Annotated in this window: 26 protein-coding genes and 1 pseudogene; 24 read left to right on the top strand and 3 right to left on the bottom strand. The window is 32.5% G+C overall.

The genetic code is table 11. The annotated features are described in order from the left end of the window. Positions 1-73: 73 nt before the first annotated feature. The 3 genes and pseudogenes from AC19MX_RS05805 to bamJ all read right to left on the bottom strand — a co-directional run bounded on the left by AC19MX_RS05805 (position 74) and on the right by bamJ (position 2,025). Entirely contained in the window at positions 74-1,102 is a 1,029-nt protein-coding gene (locus tag AC19MX_RS05805) for a DUF4062 domain-containing protein (RefSeq protein ID WP_498296966.1), read from the bottom strand. Between the two features lie 180 nt (positions 1,103-1,282). Continuing rightward, positions 1,283-1,525 (bottom strand): annotated as a pseudogene (locus tag AC19MX_RS05810) (FKBP-type peptidyl-prolyl cis-trans isomerase); the annotation flags it as partial. Positions 1,526-1,554: 29 nt separating this feature from the next. Beyond that, complete coding sequence (gene bamJ, locus AC19MX_RS05815) at positions 1,555-2,025, bottom strand: BamJ family beta-barrel-assembly machinery protein (RefSeq protein ID WP_498296968.1); 471 nt, start codon at positions 2,023-2,025, stop codon at positions 1,555-1,557. 262 nt (positions 2,026-2,287) lie between these two features. Between bamJ and AC19MX_RS05820 the strand changes: the two genes are divergently transcribed. From AC19MX_RS05820 to AC19MX_RS05935, 24 genes are all read left to right on the top strand, one after another. Then, a complete protein-coding gene (locus AC19MX_RS05820; RefSeq protein ID WP_498296970.1) occupies positions 2,288-2,806 on the top strand; it encodes a glycoside hydrolase family protein in 519 nt (172 codons plus the stop codon). Positions 2,807-2,832: 26 nt separating this feature from the next. After that, complete coding sequence (locus AC19MX_RS05825) at positions 2,833-3,018, top strand: hypothetical protein (RefSeq protein WP_498296972.1); 186 nt, start codon at positions 2,833-2,835, stop codon at positions 3,016-3,018. Between the two features lie 117 nt (positions 3,019-3,135). Beyond that, positions 3,136-4,401, top strand: coding sequence for a hypothetical protein (locus AC19MX_RS05830; protein ID WP_498296974.1), 1,266 nt, complete (start codon positions 3,136-3,138; stop codon positions 4,399-4,401). Positions 4,402-4,499: 98 nt separating this feature from the next. Continuing rightward, entirely contained in the window at positions 4,500-4,775 is a 276-nt protein-coding gene (locus tag AC19MX_RS05835) for a hypothetical protein (protein WP_498296976.1), read from the top strand. 18 nt (positions 4,776-4,793) lie between these two features. Continuing rightward, complete coding sequence (locus tag AC19MX_RS05840; RefSeq protein ID WP_498296978.1) at positions 4,794-5,015, top strand: hypothetical protein; 222 nt, start codon at positions 4,794-4,796, stop codon at positions 5,013-5,015. Beyond that, complete coding sequence (locus tag AC19MX_RS05845) at positions 4,990-6,777, top strand: hypothetical protein (protein ID WP_498296980.1); 1,788 nt, start codon at positions 4,990-4,992, stop codon at positions 6,775-6,777. The genes AC19MX_RS05840 and AC19MX_RS05845 overlap by 26 nt, the downstream gene beginning before the upstream one ends. 131 nt (positions 6,778-6,908) lie before the next feature. After that, positions 6,909-7,886 (top strand): hypothetical protein, encoded by a 978-nt coding sequence (locus AC19MX_RS05850; RefSeq protein ID WP_498296981.1) that lies wholly within the window; start codon positions 6,909-6,911, stop codon positions 7,884-7,886. 707 nt (positions 7,887-8,593) lie between these two features. Beyond that, entirely contained in the window at positions 8,594-9,079 is a 486-nt protein-coding gene (locus tag AC19MX_RS05855; RefSeq protein WP_498296983.1) for a hypothetical protein, read from the top strand. A 9-nt stretch (positions 9,080-9,088) separates the two neighbouring features. Beyond that, the gene (locus AC19MX_RS05860) at positions 9,089-9,346 is read left to right on the top strand and encodes a hypothetical protein (RefSeq protein ID WP_498296985.1); all 258 of its coding nucleotides are present in this window, start codon (positions 9,089-9,091) and stop codon (positions 9,344-9,346) included. Positions 9,347-10,497: 1,151 nt separating this feature from the next. Continuing rightward, positions 10,498-10,977, top strand: a complete 480-nt coding sequence (locus tag AC19MX_RS05865; protein WP_498296986.1) for a GIY-YIG nuclease family protein — start codon at positions 10,498-10,500, stop codon at positions 10,975-10,977. 565 nt (positions 10,978-11,542) lie between these two features. Further along, complete coding sequence (locus tag AC19MX_RS05870; RefSeq protein WP_498296988.1) at positions 11,543-11,893, top strand: hypothetical protein; 351 nt, start codon at positions 11,543-11,545, stop codon at positions 11,891-11,893. A gap of 109 nt (positions 11,894-12,002) precedes the next feature. Then, positions 12,003-12,536 (top strand): GIY-YIG nuclease family protein, encoded by a 534-nt coding sequence (locus AC19MX_RS05875; RefSeq protein WP_498296990.1) that lies wholly within the window; start codon positions 12,003-12,005, stop codon positions 12,534-12,536. 47 nt (positions 12,537-12,583) lie between these two features. Further along, positions 12,584-13,033 carry a hypothetical protein gene (locus AC19MX_RS05880; protein ID WP_498296992.1) on the top strand — a complete coding sequence of 150 codons (450 nt, stop codon included), beginning with the start codon at positions 12,584-12,586 and terminating at the stop codon, positions 13,031-13,033. A 317-nt stretch (positions 13,034-13,350) separates the two neighbouring features. Beyond that, positions 13,351-13,482, top strand: coding sequence for a hypothetical protein (locus AC19MX_RS05885; protein WP_498296994.1), 132 nt, complete (start codon positions 13,351-13,353; stop codon positions 13,480-13,482). A gap of 213 nt (positions 13,483-13,695) precedes the next feature. Then, the gene (locus tag AC19MX_RS05890) at positions 13,696-13,983 is read left to right on the top strand and encodes a hypothetical protein (protein ID WP_498296996.1); all 288 of its coding nucleotides are present in this window, start codon (positions 13,696-13,698) and stop codon (positions 13,981-13,983) included. After that, positions 13,964-14,386 (top strand): HNH endonuclease, encoded by a 423-nt coding sequence (locus AC19MX_RS05895; RefSeq protein ID WP_498296998.1) that lies wholly within the window; start codon positions 13,964-13,966, stop codon positions 14,384-14,386. Before AC19MX_RS05890 ends, AC19MX_RS05895 begins: the two co-directional genes overlap by 20 nt. Before the next feature lies 1 nt (position 14,387). After that, the gene (locus AC19MX_RS05900) at positions 14,388-14,573 is read left to right on the top strand and encodes a hypothetical protein (protein ID WP_498297000.1); all 186 of its coding nucleotides are present in this window, start codon (positions 14,388-14,390) and stop codon (positions 14,571-14,573) included. Between the two features lie 238 nt (positions 14,574-14,811). Then, on the top strand, positions 14,812-15,357 hold the full coding sequence (locus AC19MX_RS05905; protein ID WP_498297002.1) for a hypothetical protein: 546 nt from the start codon (positions 14,812-14,814) through the stop codon (positions 15,355-15,357). Beyond that, positions 15,354-15,629: a hypothetical protein gene (locus AC19MX_RS05910; RefSeq protein WP_498297004.1), complete on the top strand. Its 276-nt coding sequence runs from the start codon at positions 15,354-15,356 to the stop codon at positions 15,627-15,629. The genes AC19MX_RS05905 and AC19MX_RS05910 overlap by 4 nt, the downstream gene beginning before the upstream one ends. 381 nt (positions 15,630-16,010) lie before the next feature. Beyond that, positions 16,011-16,430, top strand: a complete 420-nt coding sequence (locus AC19MX_RS05915; RefSeq protein ID WP_498297006.1) for a P27 family phage terminase small subunit — start codon at positions 16,011-16,013, stop codon at positions 16,428-16,430. Beyond that, positions 16,423-18,189 (top strand): terminase large subunit, encoded by a 1,767-nt coding sequence (locus AC19MX_RS05920; RefSeq protein ID WP_498297008.1) that lies wholly within the window; start codon positions 16,423-16,425, stop codon positions 18,187-18,189. The genes AC19MX_RS05915 and AC19MX_RS05920 overlap by 8 nt, the downstream gene beginning before the upstream one ends. 70 nt (positions 18,190-18,259) lie before the next feature. Next, the gene (locus tag AC19MX_RS05925) at positions 18,260-19,567 is read left to right on the top strand and encodes a phage portal protein (RefSeq protein ID WP_498297010.1); all 1,308 of its coding nucleotides are present in this window, start codon (positions 18,260-18,262) and stop codon (positions 19,565-19,567) included. Between the two features lie 33 nt (positions 19,568-19,600). Further along, positions 19,601-20,362 (top strand): NUMOD3 domain-containing DNA-binding protein, encoded by a 762-nt coding sequence (locus AC19MX_RS05930; protein ID WP_498297012.1) that lies wholly within the window; start codon positions 19,601-19,603, stop codon positions 20,360-20,362. Next, on the top strand, positions 20,356-21,060 hold the full coding sequence (locus AC19MX_RS05935) for an HK97 family phage prohead protease (RefSeq protein ID WP_498297014.1): 705 nt from the start codon (positions 20,356-20,358) through the stop codon (positions 21,058-21,060). The genes AC19MX_RS05930 and AC19MX_RS05935 overlap by 7 nt, the downstream gene beginning before the upstream one ends. Positions 21,061-21,097: the final 37 nt, after the last annotated feature.

Here is a 21,097-nt window from a genome sequence, read left to right on the forward strand (position 1 = left end):
AGCTGATTACTTGAAACGCACATGCGTTAAAAACCAAAGCCTCCGCGATTGGAGGCTTTGGTTTTAAATAAAACTAAAATGGTACAATGAATTCTTCTAAAATTTCATTTTGGATTTTAGGTTCAACACGTTGTAGTGCTTCGAAAGCAGTTTGAATTTTGTTAATAATTAATATTTGATTTTGTTTTTCGCTACTAGGGTTTAAGTCGATATAAATATTATTATTGTCATGTAAATAGTTACTTTTCACACCTCTTATGGTTTCAGTGACAATTTTAAAATCACCTGTTGCAACTAAAAACTCGTACCAAAAATGGTAGTCATTAAGGTTAGGGAGACTTTTAAGATTTAACATTGATAGATATTCTGACTCTAACAATGTTTCTAATAATTTAGGTAAGCTTTTTGCCTTGGACAGTATATCAATTTTGCTAATTTGATCTTCTGCATGATCCGCATTAGTGGTTCTTAATAAAACTTTAATTAGCTCTGCTGATTTTTCAGTTGCAAGTTTTAAATCATCGATTAATCTATTAGTTACTTTAGCATTATCATTTCGAGCACGTTCGGCAAGCAACTCAAACACCATACCTGCCCATTGTTTTTTCAAGTAAGTTTCCATGTCAGAAAAATTATTGAAAGGTACAATTGCATTGTTCAGACTATTTTTTCTGACTTCGTCAATAAAACCAAAAATTTTGATGTTATCTATGCTGGGGTATGTAATTTTTTCAAAAAAATCTGGGTTACTTTGTTTGTTAGAAATGAAGGTGTGATGATCTGAATGGACTGCACTTTCAACCAAAGCAAAAATTGGTGTTTTATTTTTAACTGCTTCTCGGTATTCATTGTTGGTTATGGAACCTTCTTTGTCCTTATGTTCGCCACCATAGCGCCCACCGATGATCAAAATGAACAGCTGACAGGTCGCAACTTCATCTAAGCAAGCATCATGCGTATGTGAATCTACGCTATAGTAAACATCACCTTCATCAGACATTACAGGTTCATAACCTATCGTTTTAACGAAGTATTTTAAATTTTCTCTTATGTGCTTTAGATCGTAACAGGTGGAGCTTATAAAGACTCTTGGAATGGCCAATGTGTAATCCTTTACTAATGAGTACTAAAATATCTAAGATAGTCGGTTTATATTTAACCTCTTGGCAATTACTGTCAACAACTGTTTGATGATGAAAGGTTATGTTGCTTTAGATAAACCAAAAAGCCTCCGTGATGGAGGCTTTTTACATTGATAACTGTTTATTTTTCTGTGCTGAGGTTAATTAATCTCAAACAACTCAACATCAAAAATCAATACCGAACCACCCACGATTTTACCGGTTGAGCGGTTACCGTAAGCAAGTTGGCTTGGGATATAAAAGCGGAATTTATCGCCTACAGTCATTAATTGCACGCCTTCAGTCCACCCTTTAATGACTTGATTTAAGCCAAAGCTGATGGTTTCGCCACGTTCAACCGAGCTGTCAAATACGCTGCCATCCACGAGTGTGCGGCTGTAATAACAACTACAGTTAAGGCGCAACTACTTTTCTAGTCAATATCAAACAGTTCTACATCGAAGATCAGCACTGAACCGCCTTCAATTTTACCCGTTGAACGGTTGCCATAAGCTAGTTGGCTTGGAATATAAAAGCGAAACTTATCACCTATAGTCATTAACTGTAAGCCTTCTGTCCATCCTTTAATCACTTGATTTAAACTAAAAGTAATCACTTCTTTACGATCTACTGAACTATCAAACACGCTTCCATCAAGTAATGTTCCATGATAATAAACGGTGACTTTGCTGTTAGCTTTAGGATGTTCGGTGTTGTCCCCTTTAGTGAGGATTTCATATTGTAGCCCAGACAAGGTTTGCACTACGCCTTCGCGCTTGACGTTTTCAGCTAAAAATAGCTTACCTTTTTCAATATTTTCTTTTGCTGCTTTTGAGTTATTCATTTGGCTGAAAAAGTAAAATATCACGCCAGCAATGACCACAACGGCAAAAATCATACGCATTAAAAAACACCTATTGTTTTAAACACTCAGCCTTGATTATAAATGAAAACATACAAAAAACACCTACTAAATACAATGTATTCATTAACACTAAAGTAGGAACAAATGGAACTCGATTACTTGAACAAAAACTTAGTCCTGAAGCTAAAAGAGAAAGCAGGACGGAAAAGTAAACTAACAGTAGAACAAAAAGCAGAAGCGCAAGGATTGCGCGATTTAGGTTACACGCTTGTTTCGATAGGCGAGCACTTAGGTGTAAGTCATGCGTGTATTTCAAGGAACACAAAGTAGGGACGCTATGATTAAAACAAATACAACTAACTCTGAACTTATAGAGCGTATAAAAGTAAATGAAGGGACTTTAGAGTATCAAACATTTTTAGGTTACTTCGTTGACAGTAAGTTCAACAAATACAAATGCACAGAGGGCTTTTGGACAATAGGTTATGGGCATCGTTGCAGTGAAACACAACAACCTATTACTAAACAAGAAGCTGAATCGTTATTGATAGATGATGTTAAGAAAGCAGAACAACAAGCCCTTTCTGTTCACAAAAGCTTATACCAAGAAGTTAATGATGTTTTAACTGAAATGGTTTTTCAACTAGGTAAAAGTGGTGTTTTGAAATTTAAACGTTTCTTAGCTGCTCTTGAAGTATATGATTTCAGTAAAGCAGCATATGAACTAATGGATTCAAAATACTTTAAACAAACACCTAACAGAGTGCAGCGACACATAAAAGTTCTAAATGAACTCCAACACCTAATAAATACTAAGTAGTCAACGCCATTACTTAGGTAAAGATTATGTTTGCTATACTTACAAAAGCTTTTATCACATTAGGCACTAAACTTCTGGTGTCATTAGCTAGTGAAAAAATGATTGAATGGGCTTTCTTCAAAATATGTGATGCTGTGGTTAAATCCACTGCTACTACACACGATGACGAATGGCTTGCTAAGATCAAAGAAATCTACAACGAAAAGCAGTAAACGAAAAGCCTACTTAAATGTGGGCTTTTTTTTGACTTTTTTTTATATAAAAAAACAACGTAACAAAACCAAAATATCTTGTTATAAAAGCTATAAAGTAACCATGAGGTAATAAAATTGAACACAAATACACAAAAAAACCTTATACGCGCAAGTTCTGAACATAATATTGTGGTTGTAGATGAACTAACGTCAGTGTCATCATACAATACATTGAACGGTTTAGTAAAACTGATTGCACAACCTGTTGTTTACGTAACTAAGTCTATTGAAAAACGCAATAATTTCGCATCAGCTAATAATTTCACTATTATAAAACACTTTACAGAAAGTAGTTTATCTTCTACTGATATCAAAACTACTGATATCCCAAATGCATTAGATAATATAAAGATTCAACGTTACATCAAATCTGAAAAACCAAACATCGCAATCAATGAACATACACTACTTCATATTGGTGTAAGTAACTTTAGTGGCTATGTGTTTTTAGTAGATTGTATGGAGTATAGTTCAGTTGCACAAAAAGCAAAAAAAGTAACAGTATACAATAAAACATTTGTTACTAAAGAAGCTGTTACTATGTTTCAATCTATTCAAAAGTTATTAGATGCTAATACAGAAACTAAGTTAGTTGCAACAACTACAAGTAATACTTTGCATATTGCAATGAAACATTCAAAAACAAAATACTTTACTTGTAAGTCAAATGCTAACAATGCAAATAACATAAAAAATAAAAACGACTTACTATTAGTAACAGTAAAATCTACAAGTTCTTTTTATAAAACAGATAGCATTACAAAAAGACAACAGATTGCTAATACTGCATTAGAATACGACTTTGAAGTTGTTGCTGATAATACTGATTGCAAATATAACTTTGTAACTTATAAGCATAGTTTAGAATCAAATAAAGTTTTTATAGTAAGTATGCCGTCAATATATGAAGTTGCGAATGCTATGGTAACTTTAGGAGTTTATGAAAAGTTAGCTATAGATATTTTAGTTAAACAACGTATACATGAAATTTATAATTACACTAATACTAATACTAATACAGTAGTTGTTATTGCAGGTAAGATTGATGTTAGTTTATTGGATTTAGATTTCAACTACAAACACTATAACGTAAGAAACAAAGATGTAAGTGTTATAAATGATGTTGATACTAAGTTATTTGTAGGTGAGTTGTTATTAGCTGATTACTTTATTGCTTATTGTAAAGCTAGTCAGTTATTAGAGAAACATTTAGAAAGCAATGATTCTAGTTTTTTTATAAAAGTAAAAGATTTGGAAGCAGAGACTGATTTACATGAGCTTGTTGCAGATATACTCAAGTTGACTAAAAAACATGTAAATGGTTATTACTTTTATGTATAAAAAGTAATATAAAAAACTTCATAACAAAAGTAAATATTGTTGTTATAGTAAAGTAACAAATAAACAAATAAAAAAGTTTCTTACTGAACGGGATTACTATGTCTGAACTAAATTCAATTGAAAACAAAGCAACTTACCCAGCTGAATGGGCGTTACAAGAAAAAACAGTATCTACTATTGATATGAGTAAGTATCAACCCAAATCAACATTACTAGGCGCACCTCGCAAAATTACAGATGCAGTTGCGTTAGAAGCTTATGAGTTATTGTTGCTTGGTTATAGACGAAGTGATGTAGCTGCTGAGTTGGGTGTATCACCTATAACACTAGATAATGCTGTGAAACGTATAAAAGATAATTTACCAAAACGCTAAACTAACAAAGGAAAACAAATGGAACTAACCGCCGAGCAAGTAAAAGAAATGATGAAAGAAATATTTGCAAATGTTTTTGTAGATACACTTCCAGAAGCATCAGCAGAAACCATAAAACATGTAAGCAATATTGAAGCATTGTCTGAAGCTTTTGGTATGTGTGTTTTTGAAATAGCTGAAACATACACATTCGCTAGTGAAGAAGAAAAGCAGAATGTTATTTTTCACCTGCAACAATAAACAGCCACAAAAAAGCCCAGCGGATACTGGGCTTTTTAACCACAAAGGGTATGGATACAAATCAATTATAGCATTACAAAATTTACATTTACAACAAGGAGGTTGTATGATTTACAACACTATTTATGACATAGAAAACAAGCTTACTTTACAACTTACAGATTATTCACTGAACATTACACATGATTTAGTAAAACCCGATGATGCTTATATTGAGCAAGCTAGAGATATAAAAGCAAAGTTAGATAAGTATCCTTTAGTGCTACTAACTGAAAACGCTGGTTCTGGTAAATCTAGAACAATAGGTGAATTTAGTAAACTAATACGCAGTGATGTATATAACGAAGAACAATGTGAAAGAATTGTGTTTGCAACTAATACTAGAGCAAATAGAAATGCTTTTGCATCAGCTAATGGTTTTATTGTTATCAAAGGTGTTACAGAGATGATTGAAGAAGTAGCTGGTAAAGCTGCTGCTTATGAAGCTGGATTGATATATAACGAATTTGATGAAGAAGAAACCGTGAATATTGTAAAAGAGCTTTTAGATAGGAAAATTATCACAAAGCAACAAGCATCGGATATCCGAGATAAAATTGATTATAACAAGCGCCTTATAAAGAATAATAATTTCATTGCAATGACTGTCGCTAAAATTAGAGTTGGTGAGTTTATAAAGCATTTCAATAGCTATTATATATTCTTAGATGAAATGGATTACAGCAAGTTATTACATGTTGATGGTGTAGCTACGATTTATGGAAGTGAATTTGATAGTATTGAGTTACGTGAAAAAGGCTTAATGCCTAAAATTGAATACAACCCAAATAACTTCTTTGCTGCTTTAGCACAAGACACTAAAGTTGTTTTGTTATCAGCTGAAAAATCATTGAACAAAGCATTTGAAAGTATACATGCACTAAAAACACGTTACGTTCAAGCAGGCAGACCTATTACTTTAGTTGATCCAAACTTATCAGTAATTTATGTAAATGGAACAGGTAATTCAGCACCACAAAGTAAAAAGCCACCTAACTATGCTAGATTGAACATAGCAAAAGTATGTAGAAAGTATAACTATGAAGTCATATGTGACGGTATTGATTATGCTGAAATGACTCCAATTGGTGATTATACTTTTGAAGGTGCAAAAGGTCATAATGATATGATGGATAAGAACTTAGTTACTATTATAGGTTTACCACATCCATTTGAAATACTACCAATGATGATGGCTTTAGGTGTAGATGTAGACACTGCGGTTAGTATTATTGTTAGTGATAGAGCAAACCAAGCAATAGGTAGAAATACAGGTTATCGTTCTAGAGGTGGTAAACATATTCTAGTTTTGCCCAAAAAACTAGGACAGCATAAAGTTGCAGGTGAACGATTAGTTACTTTAGACACTATTACTCCTTATGTATTTGACGCATCGAATAGAAAAGAAGTTCTTGCAATGGCAGATTGTGATGCTAAAGCAATAGCTAGTGAGCTGTATTCAACTGATGAATTTGTTATTGATCAAACAGCTGAAGGTGTGATTACAAAATATTTTATGTTGCTAACAGTAGCTGGTGAAACTGAATTAGTTGTTAGAGCTAAAATGCTAAAAGAAACACTAAAGCATGAACTAGTTGAAAGTGGTATTGCTAAATCACGTATTAGGAATGGGTCGCTTATATCTAGAATAGTTACTGAACTAAAAGAAAGAGGTGTTGGTGTTGGACGTGACAACAAAGGCACTTATTATTTGTTCAAGTAGCTAAAAGTGGTAAAATGTTAGGTTTGTATATAATAACTATAAGCGAATCTAACATTTCACCACTAATACTAAAAGCACTTACATAGATACAACTTCTTACCAAATCCCGATTTTTTATAAGGAAATGAAAAATGGAACTAACATCATTAGAACAATACAAAACAATACCTGAGCTATACAAAAAACATCAAATTTCAACAATAGATATGTTGAATGGTAAACGTGAAAAACTAACTGAATTCAGCATGTCGTTGTGGTTTGGTAAACTACCTAAGTTATCAAAACCTGAACTAAAAGAATGGATGAACCGTAATGTAAACCGAAATTGGGATAATACATATGACATGACACCAAATGACACGTGGGTTTTCTCAAAACCACATAGCCCTAATATTTGGGCAAATGGTCATAAAACATCACCTAATTGGTTAGGTGCAGCTGGTTTAGTAATTGATATAGATACTAAGCAAACTATACCAATGGCAGATGTAGTTGAGCGAGTTCGCGCTTCGAACTTAGCGTGTTTTGTAATGACCTCAGCAAACCACAATTTAGATAAAAAAGGTGTTACATGTGAAAGATACCATTTGTATTTTCCATATAATAAAACTAACACCGATGAAGATTATGAAAAGATAATGTTTTATGGATTACAAACATGGCATTTACTTGATGGTTTAGAAATAGACAATTGTAGTTACCACAAATCAAGATACTTTGCTGGATGTTACGATGTTGAATATATTGAAGGTTCAGCCATGAGCTTTGATTTTATATCAAGTCGTGGTGTTCGTTTATATGCTGATGAAAAAGCAGAACTCGCAAGAACTATAGCTAACGCCAGCAAATACCAACACATACAAACGACTGATGAAGATAGAACTCTATTAGCAAATCGACTAACGCTAATATCAGGTTTACACCACTCTGATTTATTGAAAGTAACTTCTGCATTGAAAGCATCTGGTTATAGTTACGGTGAAGCTGAATCTATTGTTGCACAAATGAAAGATGCATCAAGTGGATTTAGTTTCAAAAATAGTTGGAAAGAACAATTCACTAGTAACATTGGGTTTTTATATAATATTTGTAAATTATATGGAGTGTAAACACTAAAGGAGACGCACTACAACGCCCTCTAACGCCTTTTAGTAATACAAGCACTATATTGCTATTGTCTGTTACTTAAAGCGCGTTAGAGCGCGTTAGAGCGCTTTGCTATTAGTAAGTGGTTTAGTGGTTGCTTGTAGTTGCTTTAGTAAGTTAAGACAGCAACTACTACTTAAAACGCCTTTAAACGCACGACAACGCCCTCTAGCGCCTTTTAGTAATACAAGCACTATATTGCTATTGTCTTTTTAGTTTAAACGCTTAGAGCGCGTTAGAGCGCTTTGCTAGAAGTAGAAGTAGTTGCTTTAGTAGTGGTAAGTAGTTGCTTGTAGTTGCTTTAGTAGTTGCTTTAGTAGTGTTGTAAAATAAGTAGCTTTAAGTATTTGATTTTAAATAACAAGTGACGAAATGTTAGTTTTTCATATATATATATATAAACGAATCTAGCATTTTGCAATTACTTATTTAAATTCAACAGCTTATAAAGCACTAAAAAACACTTAGCTCTGTTTTGTAAAATACCAATACCAATACAAGCAATACAAGCACTAATACTAATACTAGTAAGTAAAACGCCTTTAAACGCACGACAACGCGCTCTAGCGCCTTTTAGTAATGCAAGCACTATATTGCTATTGTCTTTTACTTAAAACACACGAGAGCGCGTTAGAGCGCTTTGCAGCAATAACACAACAAGGAAAATAATATGACTAGAACATTTGCAGATATAATAAAAGCACAGAACTACCAAACAAACACGGATTCATATGAAGTCGATTTTGTATCACTTCACGAAACTTATAGAAAGTATAATATCAATATCGAAGCTATTACTAAACAACTAGAAGCTGAACGTTACTTACATAAAAGAAATAACACACTAGATTTATTTTATGAAAAGTATAACGTCAAAACATCATGCTATGGTCATGATGAATCAATAAAAGATATTTTGAATTATGGATGTGAAATAGTTTATACCCAATGCTTATATCATTTACGTAAAGACAGCATAAGTATACCGATTACAGTTTTTATTGGATTTGAATACACTGGTGATGATGATTTACATAACTCAGTAACTAAATGGATACACAATGGTGAAAACACAATAGAAGTATACGAAGCAATAAAAGATCTAGACTTATATACTCCAGAATTGAGTTTCACTCTAAGTATGATACAAAAATAAGGACAACAAATGAAACTTACACAACTAGGAAGTGATTACATAAAACAATTCAAACCTAAAACACAAGAACACTTGTTACACTTTGTTGATTATGGTGATGTATTGGTAAGTGATATAACAGTAAGTGCAAAGATTGCATTATTTGATTATTTTGATGCAAGAGCTTTGATGATTGAAAATAAAAGCTCTAGAAGTGCAGAAGTAGCTTTCAAAGTAGCAAAAGAAAAACGAAACGAAGAATTCATGAAATGCAATATATACCACTAGTGCAATACAGAAGCTACTACTAAAACGCCTTGTAACGCACGACAACGCCCTCTAACGCCTTTTAGTAATACAAGCACTATATTGCTATTGTCTTTTACTTAAAGCGCCTTAGAGCGCGTTAGAGCGCTTTGCTAGAAGTAGAAGTAGGTGCTTTAGTAGTTGCTTTAGTAGTGTTGCAAAATAAGTAGTTGTAAGTAACTGATTTTAAATAACAAGTGACGAAATGTTAGTTTTTCATATATATATATATAAACGAATCTAGCATTTTGCAATTACTTATTTAAATTCAATAACTTAAAAACGCTTAGCTCTAAAACCACTAAAGCACTACAAGCACTAAACCAATAATAGTAAGCACTGCAAAATAAGTTGTTGTAAGTATTTGATTTTAAATAACAAGTGACGAAATGTTAGTTTTTCATATATATATATATAAACGAATCTAGCATTTTGCAATTACTTATTTAAATTCAATAACTTAAAAACGCTTAGCTCTAAAACCACTAAAGCACTACAAGCACTAAACCAATAATAGTAAGCACTGCAAAATAAGTTGTTGTAAGTATTTGATTTTAAATAACAAGTGACGAAATGTTAGTTTTTCATATATATATATAAACGAATCTAGCATTTTGCAATTACTTATTTAAATTCAACAACTTAAAAACACTTAGTTCTAAAACCACTAAAGCACTACAAGCAATACAAGCAATACAAGCACTACAACCAAATACAAGCACTAATACTAATACTAGTAAGTGCTACTACTTAAAACGCCTTTAAACGCACGACAACGCCTTCTAACGCCTTTTAGTAATACAAGCACTATATTGCTATTGTCTTTTACTTAAAGCGCCTTAGAGCGCGTTAGAGCGCTTTGCTTTGTTTTATAATACCAATACAAGCACTAATACTAATACTAGTAAGTGCTACTACTTAAAACGCCTTGTAACGCACGACAACGCCTTCTAACGCCTTTTAGTAATACAAGCACTATATTGCTATTGTCTTTTACTTAAAGCGCGTTAGAGCGCTTTGTAATAATCCATTAATTCTATGACAAACATGTTTGCATACGTATTTCCAAAAAACACTAGCCACAAAAAAGCCCTCTGGCAGGAGGGCAGTTTATAACAGTAAGGAGAATTACTATGGATATTTATGAAAATGAAATACACGAAGCTATAACTACTAATACAGTAGTCGTATCATCACACAACAAACCAATAAAAGCTAACAAGTGGCAATTATATATGGTTGTAATAACACACCCTGAACATGGAAGTTTTACTAAAATCGGTATAAGTTACAATCCAGCTAAACGATTCAATAAAGATTTAGATTTAGCTGGTTGTCATGTATTATTCACTGATGTTTATTCATTGCCAGCTAACAGTAGAAAAGAAGCTGAGAAATATGAGAAATATGTTCAACTAATGCTTAGAGATTTTAGTATAAAATCACCATTTGAATTCGATGGGAAAACGGAATGTTATAGTGTTGAGACTTTAGAATATAGTATAAAAATAAAGGAACGCATATATGAAAGAATACAAACATTCACAAGCTTTGGAAGCACATACCCAACAAGTAACTCAATCCCGCATCAAAGTATCAAGGCATCTTACTAAGAAGCAAAAAGAATTTATAAAAGAACGTAGTGCATTTTTAACTGAACTAGTTAAAAAATATCCACCTACAACCTTTGATTTCACTAAACTAATTGATGAAGATGACGACATATGAACAAATACCAAAAGCCTAAACTAAAACGCTGTCAGAAATGTAATCAAGTAAGAGCAATAGAAGCTTTCAAACTAATAAAAGTAAACAACGAAAAGCGCCACGATAACTATTGCTGTTTCTGCTTATAATAAAAAACTAAATACTATTGTAACGCATTATGCGTTGAGTTCTGTTACTTAGATATTGTATTCACAAATATACTTGCCGGTCTATTTGTTGAATAAAGATAAGCTCACTAAAGTGAGCTTTCTTTTTGACTAAATTTTCTGGACTAAATAATATTGTAACGCATTATGCGTTGAGTGCTTTTACTTAGATATTGTATTCACAAATATACTGGGGAGTTTATTTGTTGAATAAAGATTTGGCTCAGCGTGATTAATCACGGTTGGGCCTTTTTTTTGGCTAAAATTTAGCTAAATAAATGTAAACACAACGCAAGAGATTTATATGAAATACACTGAGAACGCATCGAAAAAGAAATATGTGATAACCCATAATGGCGCTAATTTAGGTTTCACTTACACTGATATACAAAAACTAAAACTAATCATTGAAGAAATAGAAAATGTTGGTTCATTTAATATAAATGATGATTTGGAATTATGGGTTCAAATAACACAACCTAGACCAGTAATAAGCGCAGAGCTATTACATTTCTTTGCTGGTTTAAACCCAATGGATTTGAAACGTGGTATTGACAATCGCCAGAAGATACTTACTGAAAAATATAATGAATACTGTGAACACAATCAGTTCACAATAACACTAACATGTGGTTTCTCTCCTAATAGAACTTAAAAAATACTTACAATACAACTTACAGCTAAGTAATAACTTACAATACAACTTATAGGATACTTACAATACAACTTATAAGCAGTAAGCCCACTTAAACGTGGGTTTTTTTTTGGCTAAATATAATAACAATAATAAACAAAGAAGCATTATGCATTACGTATATCAAATCAAACCTACAAATGAACCTATAAACTTAGACGACTATTATATTGGAGTAACTAAAAACATAAAAAATCGATATGCACTACACTATTCAGCTTCTAATAACACAAACTCAAAACGCCACCACTTACCTTTATATGTAAATATGCGCAAATACGAATGTAACTTAGTAATATTGTTTCAAGGAACAAAAGAAGATTGTTTTGATTACGAACTAAAACTAAGACCTAGTAAGAACATAGGTTGGAATGTAAAGTGTGGTGGGAATTCTTCATTTCCAAAATCAACACAAACTTACAAACCACTACTAAACCCTAAGCGCCAACATGGAACATGGGTAACACCTAAAGGTGAATTTAGAAGTAGTATATATGCTGCTCTTGCAAATAACTGCGCAAATAGAACTGTTCAACTTAGATGCAAATCATCAAAAGAAAGGTGGAATATGTGGTCTTTTATCCCAAACTCAAATGTAAAATAATATGACTACACAACTTAGAGCTAAGGACATAAACACGGAAGTAATAGATGAAAATATATGGACATTGGACTGTCAAAACGGATTTTGACGTAAATGATATTTTAGCATTTGTATATGTAGCAACATGCAATGAAACTAAACAGCAATACATAGGCGTGAAAAAAGTATGGGTTGGTTTAAAAAAACCACCGTCAGAACATAAGAAAAAACCAAAAAAACCATTCAAACAAAGTAATTGGAAAAAATATACAACATCAAGTAAAACTGTAAATGATATGATATTAGAAGGCAAAACTTTTCAATTTGAAATAATAAAAACATTTGAACTGTGGGGTAAAGCTTTATACTTTGAAAATAAACTGCATTTTGATAATGACGTATTAGGTTCAGATATCTGGTTAAACAAGTGTATAGGTGGAACTACATTTACAAATTCGTGTTTCGTATCCGAAGATACCAGAGAAAGCTACAAAAGAAGATTTAGTAAAACTGTATAAGAGTTATTTGAAAACGTTGTAACACTAGCCCCTCTTTTGGGGCTTTTTTTATGTCTAAAATTTAGTATGAAGCCCTTTTTTCAAGTCCTGAATAAATACTATAGCAATAAAGCTAACTAAGGAGTCTATCATGTTTGAATCAATCGCGCTTTTTATCTTATTAACTATCATGTTTTCAGTAGCTACTTTTGTAGTCCTAAAGACATTATTTTGTTTAACTAAAATCGTTCTATTAACTATTAAAACAAAAATGCAAAACGATATCACTGAAAGTATCTCTACTAAATAGTGTTAATAATAACGCACAAAGAAACAATATGGATATCACAGAAGAAGAATGGGCTCTTTATGTATTAGATAGCAATTATTTTTTAGAGTTACTTGAAGATGATGTAGAACTACTTCAGCTAATACTTACACCAACTGAAACAAATGAACTAGAGGAATAAACATGACTACTTTTTACCAATGTCGGAGTTGTTGTAAAGTTACAGTAAACACACAACTATTACAGAACGCAAAGATTCAAGGTATTCACGATTGTATCACTAAGATGTGTGATTGCGGCCACAGATGTTTTATTACTTTTAGTTGATGCATTACTTTAGCTAATACTTACACCAAATAAAACAACCGAAACAAATAAAACAAAGGAATAAAAAATGATTATTAGAATAGCAAAAATCAAAATGTATGACACTTCAATCCCACTACCTAAGCACATTTTAGCTGAAATCAAATCAGTTACTGGTTTAGATAATAAACTTGAAGATTTTCATATCACACCGCATGGTAGTGATGACTTATACCAATATTTTTATATCGAATTGTTAGAACAAGAAAATAATAAAGATGCTGATGAACGTATTGGAACATACATGTTACCAGCTGGATCGTATATTGAGTTCACTCGAAAGTTACGTGACTTAGATGCTAAAAAAGATATGTAGCCAACCATGTTGTAAGCAAGTCGCAACTAAAGATTCTAAGTGCGACTTGCATCAGCTGAAAAGAACTACTAACCCGTCTAAAACACAGGATAACAGCAGATCGTCAACTACAGTAAACAATCACATATACCAATCAACAAAATGGCGCAAACTAAGAGCTAGGAAGTTCAAAGAACAACCTTTGTGTGAACACTGTTATAAACTAAATATCATTACTCCCACGGATGTTATAGATCATGTAATTGCAATTATAGACGATGAAACTTTGGCTTATGTGTATAGTAACACTCAGAGTCTCTGTCATTCTTGTCACAATATCAAAACGGCAAAAGAAACAAAAGACAGAAAGTATCCTAGAGTGTTATCTGCTAGTGATTTATTCAATAAAATAAAAGGACAATAAAATGGACAACACAATTATACCATTCCAAGACGACCACTCATTACCTGCTGAAGTATCAGAAGCATTATTCTCGACGCTTACAGAAGAACAAGACCCCTTGGATTATATCATCAAACAATACCAAGACGAGAACTTGATGTGGTGTTATAAACTTGAACTTAAACCAACTGAACCAACTGGTAACTAATATGTTTATACCACAACAAATAGATGATTGTATTTTTATCTACTTAGGTAAACTATACCAGTTTACTATCCAAGAAACTGATGATGGTGATGTGTATAGCTTTATTGATTTAGACTTAGATACAATCGCAGACGAATCAATGAACAACACTCTACTAAGACACCTCTGCGAACTTAGCCTTTCTGTAATGCATAAATAAAAGTAAGCAATAACGCACAATAATATAAAGGTAAACTCTATGACAACAGATGAAATAATCAAAAAATACTTCAACGATGAATTAATCAATCTTGTAGCTATTAATGTCTTAGATGGTTTACATGTAACATATACACAAGATACAGATATTGATTTTACTGCGCGGTTATCAGTGGATGTAATAAAATTAGCTGATTCAATTAAACGCTCAATCGACCGACTATCTTATTACACAACAACAAAATTTATTGATTTACCTCGGCTAGAAAGCACAGTGTCCTATTTATTAACAACTCAGTTATATAATAACAACTCATCATGTGGAGCTTTTTATTTTACTTTACGTGACTATATATCTCTTTATGCTACTGAATACAGTGTTAAACAAATAGACAATGATATACCCAATACCGTAGAAACTTTGTTGTGCCTTATTGAGGTAGAAGATATGTTTTCTACATCACCATTTTCTTTATTTACAGATCATGTTGCAACATGTATGAAGAAATTAATCAATACAAGATACAACGATATAGATGAAACAGATCAGTTTACAGTTACCTTAACAACAGGATACCAACCATGAACACAATAGTATTCAATATTACTACTACAACTAAAGATACCGTTAGTGATTATAACACTAACACTAAGCGAGAAGTGAACTTATATATTAATGATGAGTTCCACAAGGTAATAACTATCGTAGATGCAAAAAGTTTATTTGATTGCGAATACAACGTTGATGGTGAGTCGCATATAGCTGTGAGCATCAGTGAGCAAACAACTACAGGCAATGTATACGTAGAGACTAAACCGTTGAAACAAAAAATAAAATACGTTGAATGGGATCGTTAGTAGTTGGTGGTTGATAGTAGTGAACACTAATAGCTGATGACTGATAAATTATTTTATTTTATTCGTTGAGGGGCTATTACTAAACTGTTGAAACCATTGATGATTAAGCGCCAGTCCAAAGCAATTTATGCGTATTAAATTTTAGAACTTTTTTCCCCTCAAGTAATCCTCGCTCGTTTCCACTTCGACACCTTACAAACCCCCAGCATTACTATGCTTTAAACACGTTTAAACACGCTATAGCTAGGCTTCCTCGTTATGCTTAACACAGTATTAACTTTATATTTTATAAGCTTAAAACGCATTACAGCGCGTTTAATAAATACATAAATAGTAAACAAGTCCAGCTGAAATAATTATAACTAAAAGAGGGCATTTACTATGGCACAAGAGCCTAAAAATACAGTTTTAAAACCACCCAAAACAATGCGAAAAGACAAGCATTCTACACAGTTCTTTAAAGAAATATCTCAAGCTTGCCAAGATAATAAAACTATATCAATTGGCGATACATTTGCTTTAGGAATGATAAGTGAATTGTTTAGTGTCTATAAATACAGTCAACTTGAACTATACAAAACAGGCCAACCTGAAGTTGCCATAGAGCAAACAGGGGATAGGGATCAAAAAGTCCAAAAACAAAATCAAATAATGAAAGTTAACATTGAAGTATATAAAGAAATAATGAAAGGTCTATCTGAATTTGGACTTACTCCTAAATCAAGATCTAACGCTGAAAAACTTCAAGCAGAAACTAACTCATTACTTAATCAACTTATAAAAGGCCCAAGTGATGATTAACATTTCAGACGAGCTACGCTCGTATATCTTAGAACACAACCACGAAGAATTAATAGAAACAGATCAATCATACTTATGGACACATCAGTATTGTTATGATGTTTTAGTAGGAAAGATTAAAGCTAACAAGTGGATTAAACTTGCTGCTGAGCGTCATTTTATAGACTTACAAAAAGTTAAACAAGATGATTTCAAATATAAGTTCAGCCCATCAAGAGCACAACACGCAATAGATTTCTTTAAACTAACTCGACACACTAAAGGCGTTCTTGCTAACACTAGTATTAAATTAATGCCATGGCAAATGTTTATCATTGGATCATTGTTTGGTTGGGTTACTAAAGAAAAAGACCTAGAAGCTAATAAATGTCTACGTAGGTTTAAACGAGCAGAAGTATTTGTTGGACGTAAAAACGGCAAATCAACATTAGCATCTGGTATTGCACTTTATATGATGTTACTAGATGGTGAGTTCGGGCCAGAAGTATATACAGCCGCAGCATCACAAGACCAAGCAAGGATTGTTTTTAATGACGCAGCAACAATGGTTCGCTCTGGTGAATTAAAAGAAATAGCACAAGCATTTAAATATGATATCCGCTGTGAACACAACAACAGTATATTCAAAGCTCTAGCCGCTGAAGCTAAAAACTTAGATGGTAAGAATCCTCATTGTGCAATACTCGACGAACTTCACTCGCATCGCGACTCAAGTGTCTTAGATGTTTTAACATCAGGCTTAGGTGCTCGTAAGCAACCATTGATTTTTATTATATCAACAGCTGGTTTTATATTAGATGGTGTAGCTACTGATCAATGGAAGTATGGCGAAAACATATTACTCAAGATACATGAAGATGATGAATACTTTGCTGCTTTGTATTGTATTGATGATGGTGATGATTTTACTGACTCAAGTAATTGGATCAAAGCTAACCCATGTATTGGTGTAAGTATGTCATATGAATACTTAGAAGCTGAACTTAAACAAGCTTTAGTAATCAACTCAGCTAAAGCAAACTTCTTAACTAAGTTCTGCAATAAGTTTGTTAATTCAAGTGACTCATGGTTAGATTTTGATAAAGTTAAACTATGTGAGCACAAGCTAAACCTAAATGATTACAATAATAAGCAATGTTACTTAGGTTTAGACTTAGGTCAAAAGGCCGATTTAACTGCTATTAGTCTAGTATTCCCAAATGAAATAGGCGGTGTTGATGTATTCAGCAAGGCATTTATACCTGAAGAAGCATTAGAACAAGCTACTAAACAGCAAAAACAACTCTATCACAAGTGGCATTTAAAAGGCGATTTAGTGGTAACTGAAGGTGCTGTAACTGATTTTGAACTAATTGAAGAGCATATAAAATTATATTGTTTGCAATTCGAAGTTGAATTTGTTTGTTATGACCCATGGAGTGCTACACAACTAGCCATGAATTTAACAAAACAAAACATACCAATGCTAGAAGTTCCACAAACATCAATGAAACTAAGTGAACCCGCTAAAGAATTTGAAAAAATGATATTAGCTAAACAACTAAGGCATGATGGTAACGAAGTGTTTATGTGGTGCTGTATGAACAGTTATGTCAAAGCAGACATGAATGAAAATATTAAAATCCATAAAGAAAATCAAAAATCCACTAATAAAATAGACTGTGTGATTGCTTGTATTACAGCTTTATCAGCTGCTGTATATGGCAAAGAACAAGAACAATCAGTATATGAAACCCGAGGCATATTAGTTTTAGGTTAGTAGTTTAGGTTCATAGAAATAATAAATATATAGAACAACAAACAATGTCAGTTAACTGACGGAGATCATTATGTCAATTAATATACTTGACAGCGATGGTGTTCCATTTAAACAAAAATCTTTCTCAAATTTTAATTATGATTTTAACTTCCTAAGTTCAATCAATATTGGTGGTGTTGACGTTAACTCACGTTCAGCATTTCAACACTCTATTGTTTACTCATGTATTAGGGTATTAGCTGAATCTATTGGTCAGCTTCCAGTAAAGTTATATAAAATAGATGATAAAGGTAATCGTGAGCGTGTTTATAAACATGACCAACTAAAAGTTCTAACTAAACAGCCAAATGATTATATGACTTGGCAAGAAATGTTAGAACTAATTGTTACTCACTTGAACTTAAATGGTAACTTCTTTGCTTATGTCAACAAACGCAAAACAAAAAACAGTTTTAAAATCCTCGAAATAATCCCTATTCCAAATCCATCTGCTGTAACTATTAAGATGTTACGTGGTCGTGTTACATACGAAATCAATGAAGATAGTATTATCAATCTACCTAAACGTGTTTTTTCTTCTGATGAAATATTACACATCAAAGGCCCAAGCATCGATGGTTTAAAAGGTGTTTCACCTATTACACAAGCCGCTAGAACTATTGGTTTATCAATGGCTGCTGAAAAACATGGTGAAGAGTTCTTTAATAACTCAGCTACACCAAACGGTATCTTAACCTCAGATCAAGCTCTAAGTGACGCAGCTATGAAGCGTTTGCAAGCTGGTTGGAATGAAGTTCATCAAGGTATTAAGAACTCAAATAAACTTGCTGTATTAGAAGAGGGTTTAAAATACCAAAACATCACAGTAAGTAACCGAGACTCACAGTTTATGGAAACTAGAATGTTTCAGAAGAATGAAATATGCGCTATTTTCCGTGTTCCTACACAAATGGTTCAAGCTGGTGATAGTAAGTATAGCAACTATGAACAAGCTATTTTAAGTTTTCACAGAGATACATTAGTGCCGTTGATTAATCGTATTGTTCAACGTTTAAATTTAATGCTCAACGATGATTTAGAGCTTGATTTAGATGACTCACATATTATTCGTGGTGATAGTAAAACTCAAGCTGATGTAGCAGATATATATTTTAAAATGGGAACTTATACCATCAATGAAATAAGAGCTTTACGCGGTGATTCAATGATTGAAGGCGGTGATGTTGTTGCTGTCGCAACTAATAACATGACTTTAGGTAATTTAAAAGATATTGAAAAACTTCAAGCTCAAGCACTAGCAGAAGCACAGAAACCTAATCCTATACCAACACAAGAAGCAGAAAACAATGAATCTGCCAGAACTGATGAGGATAAATAATGGTAATGCAACATAACTAACTAAGAGACAATTATGAAAACTAAAATAAACCACTGGAACCTACTAACACAACCTACAAGCAATTCAACAGCATTTACATATATTGTGCGATTTTTATCAGTTAACAAATATTATATTGGTGTTAAAAGTATGACTGGAGGTAGCGATTGGGAAACATATTTTAGTTCAAGTAATAAAGTAAAACACTTATTAGATAGTGGTGTTGAAGCTAGTTTTGAAATTATTGAGTTTTTTGATTCTTATCCAGAAGCTAAACACCAAGAAGAAAAGGCTCAATATGCTTATGATGTGTTAAATAATGAAAATTATCTAAACGCTAATATTGGTGGTTTTTGGATTATGACTGATGAAGTAAAACAAAAAATAAGCAACTCGCTTAAAGGTCGTGAAGTTACTGAAAAAACTAGAAAGTTACTAAGTGAAAAACTAACTGGCCGTAAAGTTACTGATAAAGAAAAACTTCAAAATATAAAAGAAGCAGCACTAAATCGCGAAAGTAATTACACTCAAGAACAACGTGAAGTGTTAAATAAAAAAATAAGTGAATCTTTATTGGGTAAAAAGAAACCATTTTTAAACCCTGTTATTAGTGCCAACTTTAGATCCACAAAAAAAGTTAGTGAAGAACAAGTTTGGGATATTAGATATGGATGCGATAAAACACTATCACTAAAAGAACTTTCAGAAAAATATAATGTTTCTAAAAGCTGTGTTTGCACAATTAGAAAACACAAAACTTTCAAAGAAGTTACTGAGGATTGGAAACAATGCTAATAAAACAAAAAAGTATATCTTATGATATAAAATCAATTGATGAGCGCGGCTGCTTTTCGGGCTACGCTAATGTCAAAAATTACAAAGACTTTGCATCAGATGTAACATTAGATGGTGCATTTTCAAAATCAATTGCTAAACACAAAGCTGATGGAACTATGCCGTTGATGTTTTGGAATCATAATCAAAACGAACCAATTGGTGTATGGACAGAAATGTATGAAGATGAACATGGATTGTATGCTAAAGGAAAGCTTTTAATAGATGACATTCCGCGCGCAAAAGAAATTCATGCTCTAATGAAACACAAAGCTGTAACTGGTTTAAGTATTGGTTACATAACTACAAAAGAGCATTACGATAAAAATACAAAAACTAACTATATTGATGAATTACATGTTTTAGAAGTTTCTGCTGTTGGATTTCCATGTAATGATAAATCTCAAGTAGAAGTAGTTAAATCTAAGTTTGAAAATGACGAAACCCCAACAGAAAGAGAATTTGAAAAAGCTCTCCGTGAGTTAGGTCTAAGTCGTAAACAAGCTAAAGCATTTATGACTTTAGGTTTTAAATCACTTGATGAACCTGAAGTTATTTCTGATGAAACAAAAGAACCACAAGAAACTGATTTACTAAATAATAATGTAATCAAAGAAGAAAAAGCTCAAGAGCTTTTAGCTTTATTGAAAACTTTATAATCCTCGCTTTACACCTAGCTTTACACTTCGCTTTACA

It is taken from the genome of Shewanella sp. MF05956 (assembly GCF_059758055.1).

Excerpts from the sequence above, each read along its gene's own strand:
- bamJ (WP_498296968.1), bottom strand. The coding sequence starts at position 2,025 with ATGCGTATGATTTTTGCCGTTGTGGTCATTGCTGGCGTGATATTTTAC.
- AC19MX_RS05820 (WP_498296970.1), top strand. The coding sequence starts at position 2,288 with ATGCGTGTATTTCAAGGAACACAAAGTAGGGACGCTATGATTAAAACA.
- AC19MX_RS05825 (WP_498296972.1), top strand. The coding sequence starts at position 2,833 with ATGTTTGCTATACTTACAAAAGCTTTTATCACATTAGGCACTAAACTT.
- AC19MX_RS05835 (WP_498296976.1), top strand. The coding sequence starts at position 4,500 with ATGTCTGAACTAAATTCAATTGAAAACAAAGCAACTTACCCAGCTGAA.
- AC19MX_RS05840 (WP_498296978.1), top strand. The coding sequence starts at position 4,794 with ATGGAACTAACCGCCGAGCAAGTAAAAGAAATGATGAAAGAAATATTT.
- AC19MX_RS05845 (WP_498296980.1), top strand. The coding sequence starts at position 4,990 with ATGTTATTTTTCACCTGCAACAATAAACAGCCACAAAAAAGCCCAGCG.
- AC19MX_RS05850 (WP_498296981.1), top strand. The coding sequence starts at position 6,909 with ATGGAACTAACATCATTAGAACAATACAAAACAATACCTGAGCTATAC.
- AC19MX_RS05855 (WP_498296983.1), top strand. The coding sequence starts at position 8,594 with ATGACTAGAACATTTGCAGATATAATAAAAGCACAGAACTACCAAACA.
- AC19MX_RS05860 (WP_498296985.1), top strand. The coding sequence starts at position 9,089 with ATGAAACTTACACAACTAGGAAGTGATTACATAAAACAATTCAAACCT.
- AC19MX_RS05865 (WP_498296986.1), top strand. The coding sequence starts at position 10,498 with ATGGATATTTATGAAAATGAAATACACGAAGCTATAACTACTAATACA.
- AC19MX_RS05870 (WP_498296988.1), top strand. The coding sequence starts at position 11,543 with ATGAAATACACTGAGAACGCATCGAAAAAGAAATATGTGATAACCCAT.
- AC19MX_RS05880 (WP_498296992.1), top strand. The coding sequence starts at position 12,584 with ATGAAAATATATGGACATTGGACTGTCAAAACGGATTTTGACGTAAAT.
- AC19MX_RS05885 (WP_498296994.1), top strand. The coding sequence starts at position 13,351 with ATGGATATCACAGAAGAAGAATGGGCTCTTTATGTATTAGATAGCAAT.
- AC19MX_RS05890 (WP_498296996.1), top strand. The coding sequence starts at position 13,696 with ATGATTATTAGAATAGCAAAAATCAAAATGTATGACACTTCAATCCCA.
- AC19MX_RS05895 (WP_498296998.1), top strand. The coding sequence starts at position 13,964 with ATGCTAAAAAAGATATGTAGCCAACCATGTTGTAAGCAAGTCGCAACT.
- AC19MX_RS05900 (WP_498297000.1), top strand. The coding sequence starts at position 14,388 with ATGGACAACACAATTATACCATTCCAAGACGACCACTCATTACCTGCT.
- AC19MX_RS05905 (WP_498297002.1), top strand. The coding sequence starts at position 14,812 with ATGACAACAGATGAAATAATCAAAAAATACTTCAACGATGAATTAATC.
- AC19MX_RS05910 (WP_498297004.1), top strand. The coding sequence starts at position 15,354 with ATGAACACAATAGTATTCAATATTACTACTACAACTAAAGATACCGTT.
- AC19MX_RS05915 (WP_498297006.1), top strand. The coding sequence starts at position 16,011 with ATGGCACAAGAGCCTAAAAATACAGTTTTAAAACCACCCAAAACAATG.
- AC19MX_RS05920 (WP_498297008.1), top strand. The coding sequence starts at position 16,423 with ATGATTAACATTTCAGACGAGCTACGCTCGTATATCTTAGAACACAAC.
- AC19MX_RS05925 (WP_498297010.1), top strand. The coding sequence starts at position 18,260 with ATGTCAATTAATATACTTGACAGCGATGGTGTTCCATTTAAACAAAAA.
- AC19MX_RS05930 (WP_498297012.1), top strand. The coding sequence starts at position 19,601 with ATGAAAACTAAAATAAACCACTGGAACCTACTAACACAACCTACAAGC.
- AC19MX_RS05935 (WP_498297014.1), top strand. The coding sequence starts at position 20,356 with ATGCTAATAAAACAAAAAAGTATATCTTATGATATAAAATCAATTGAT.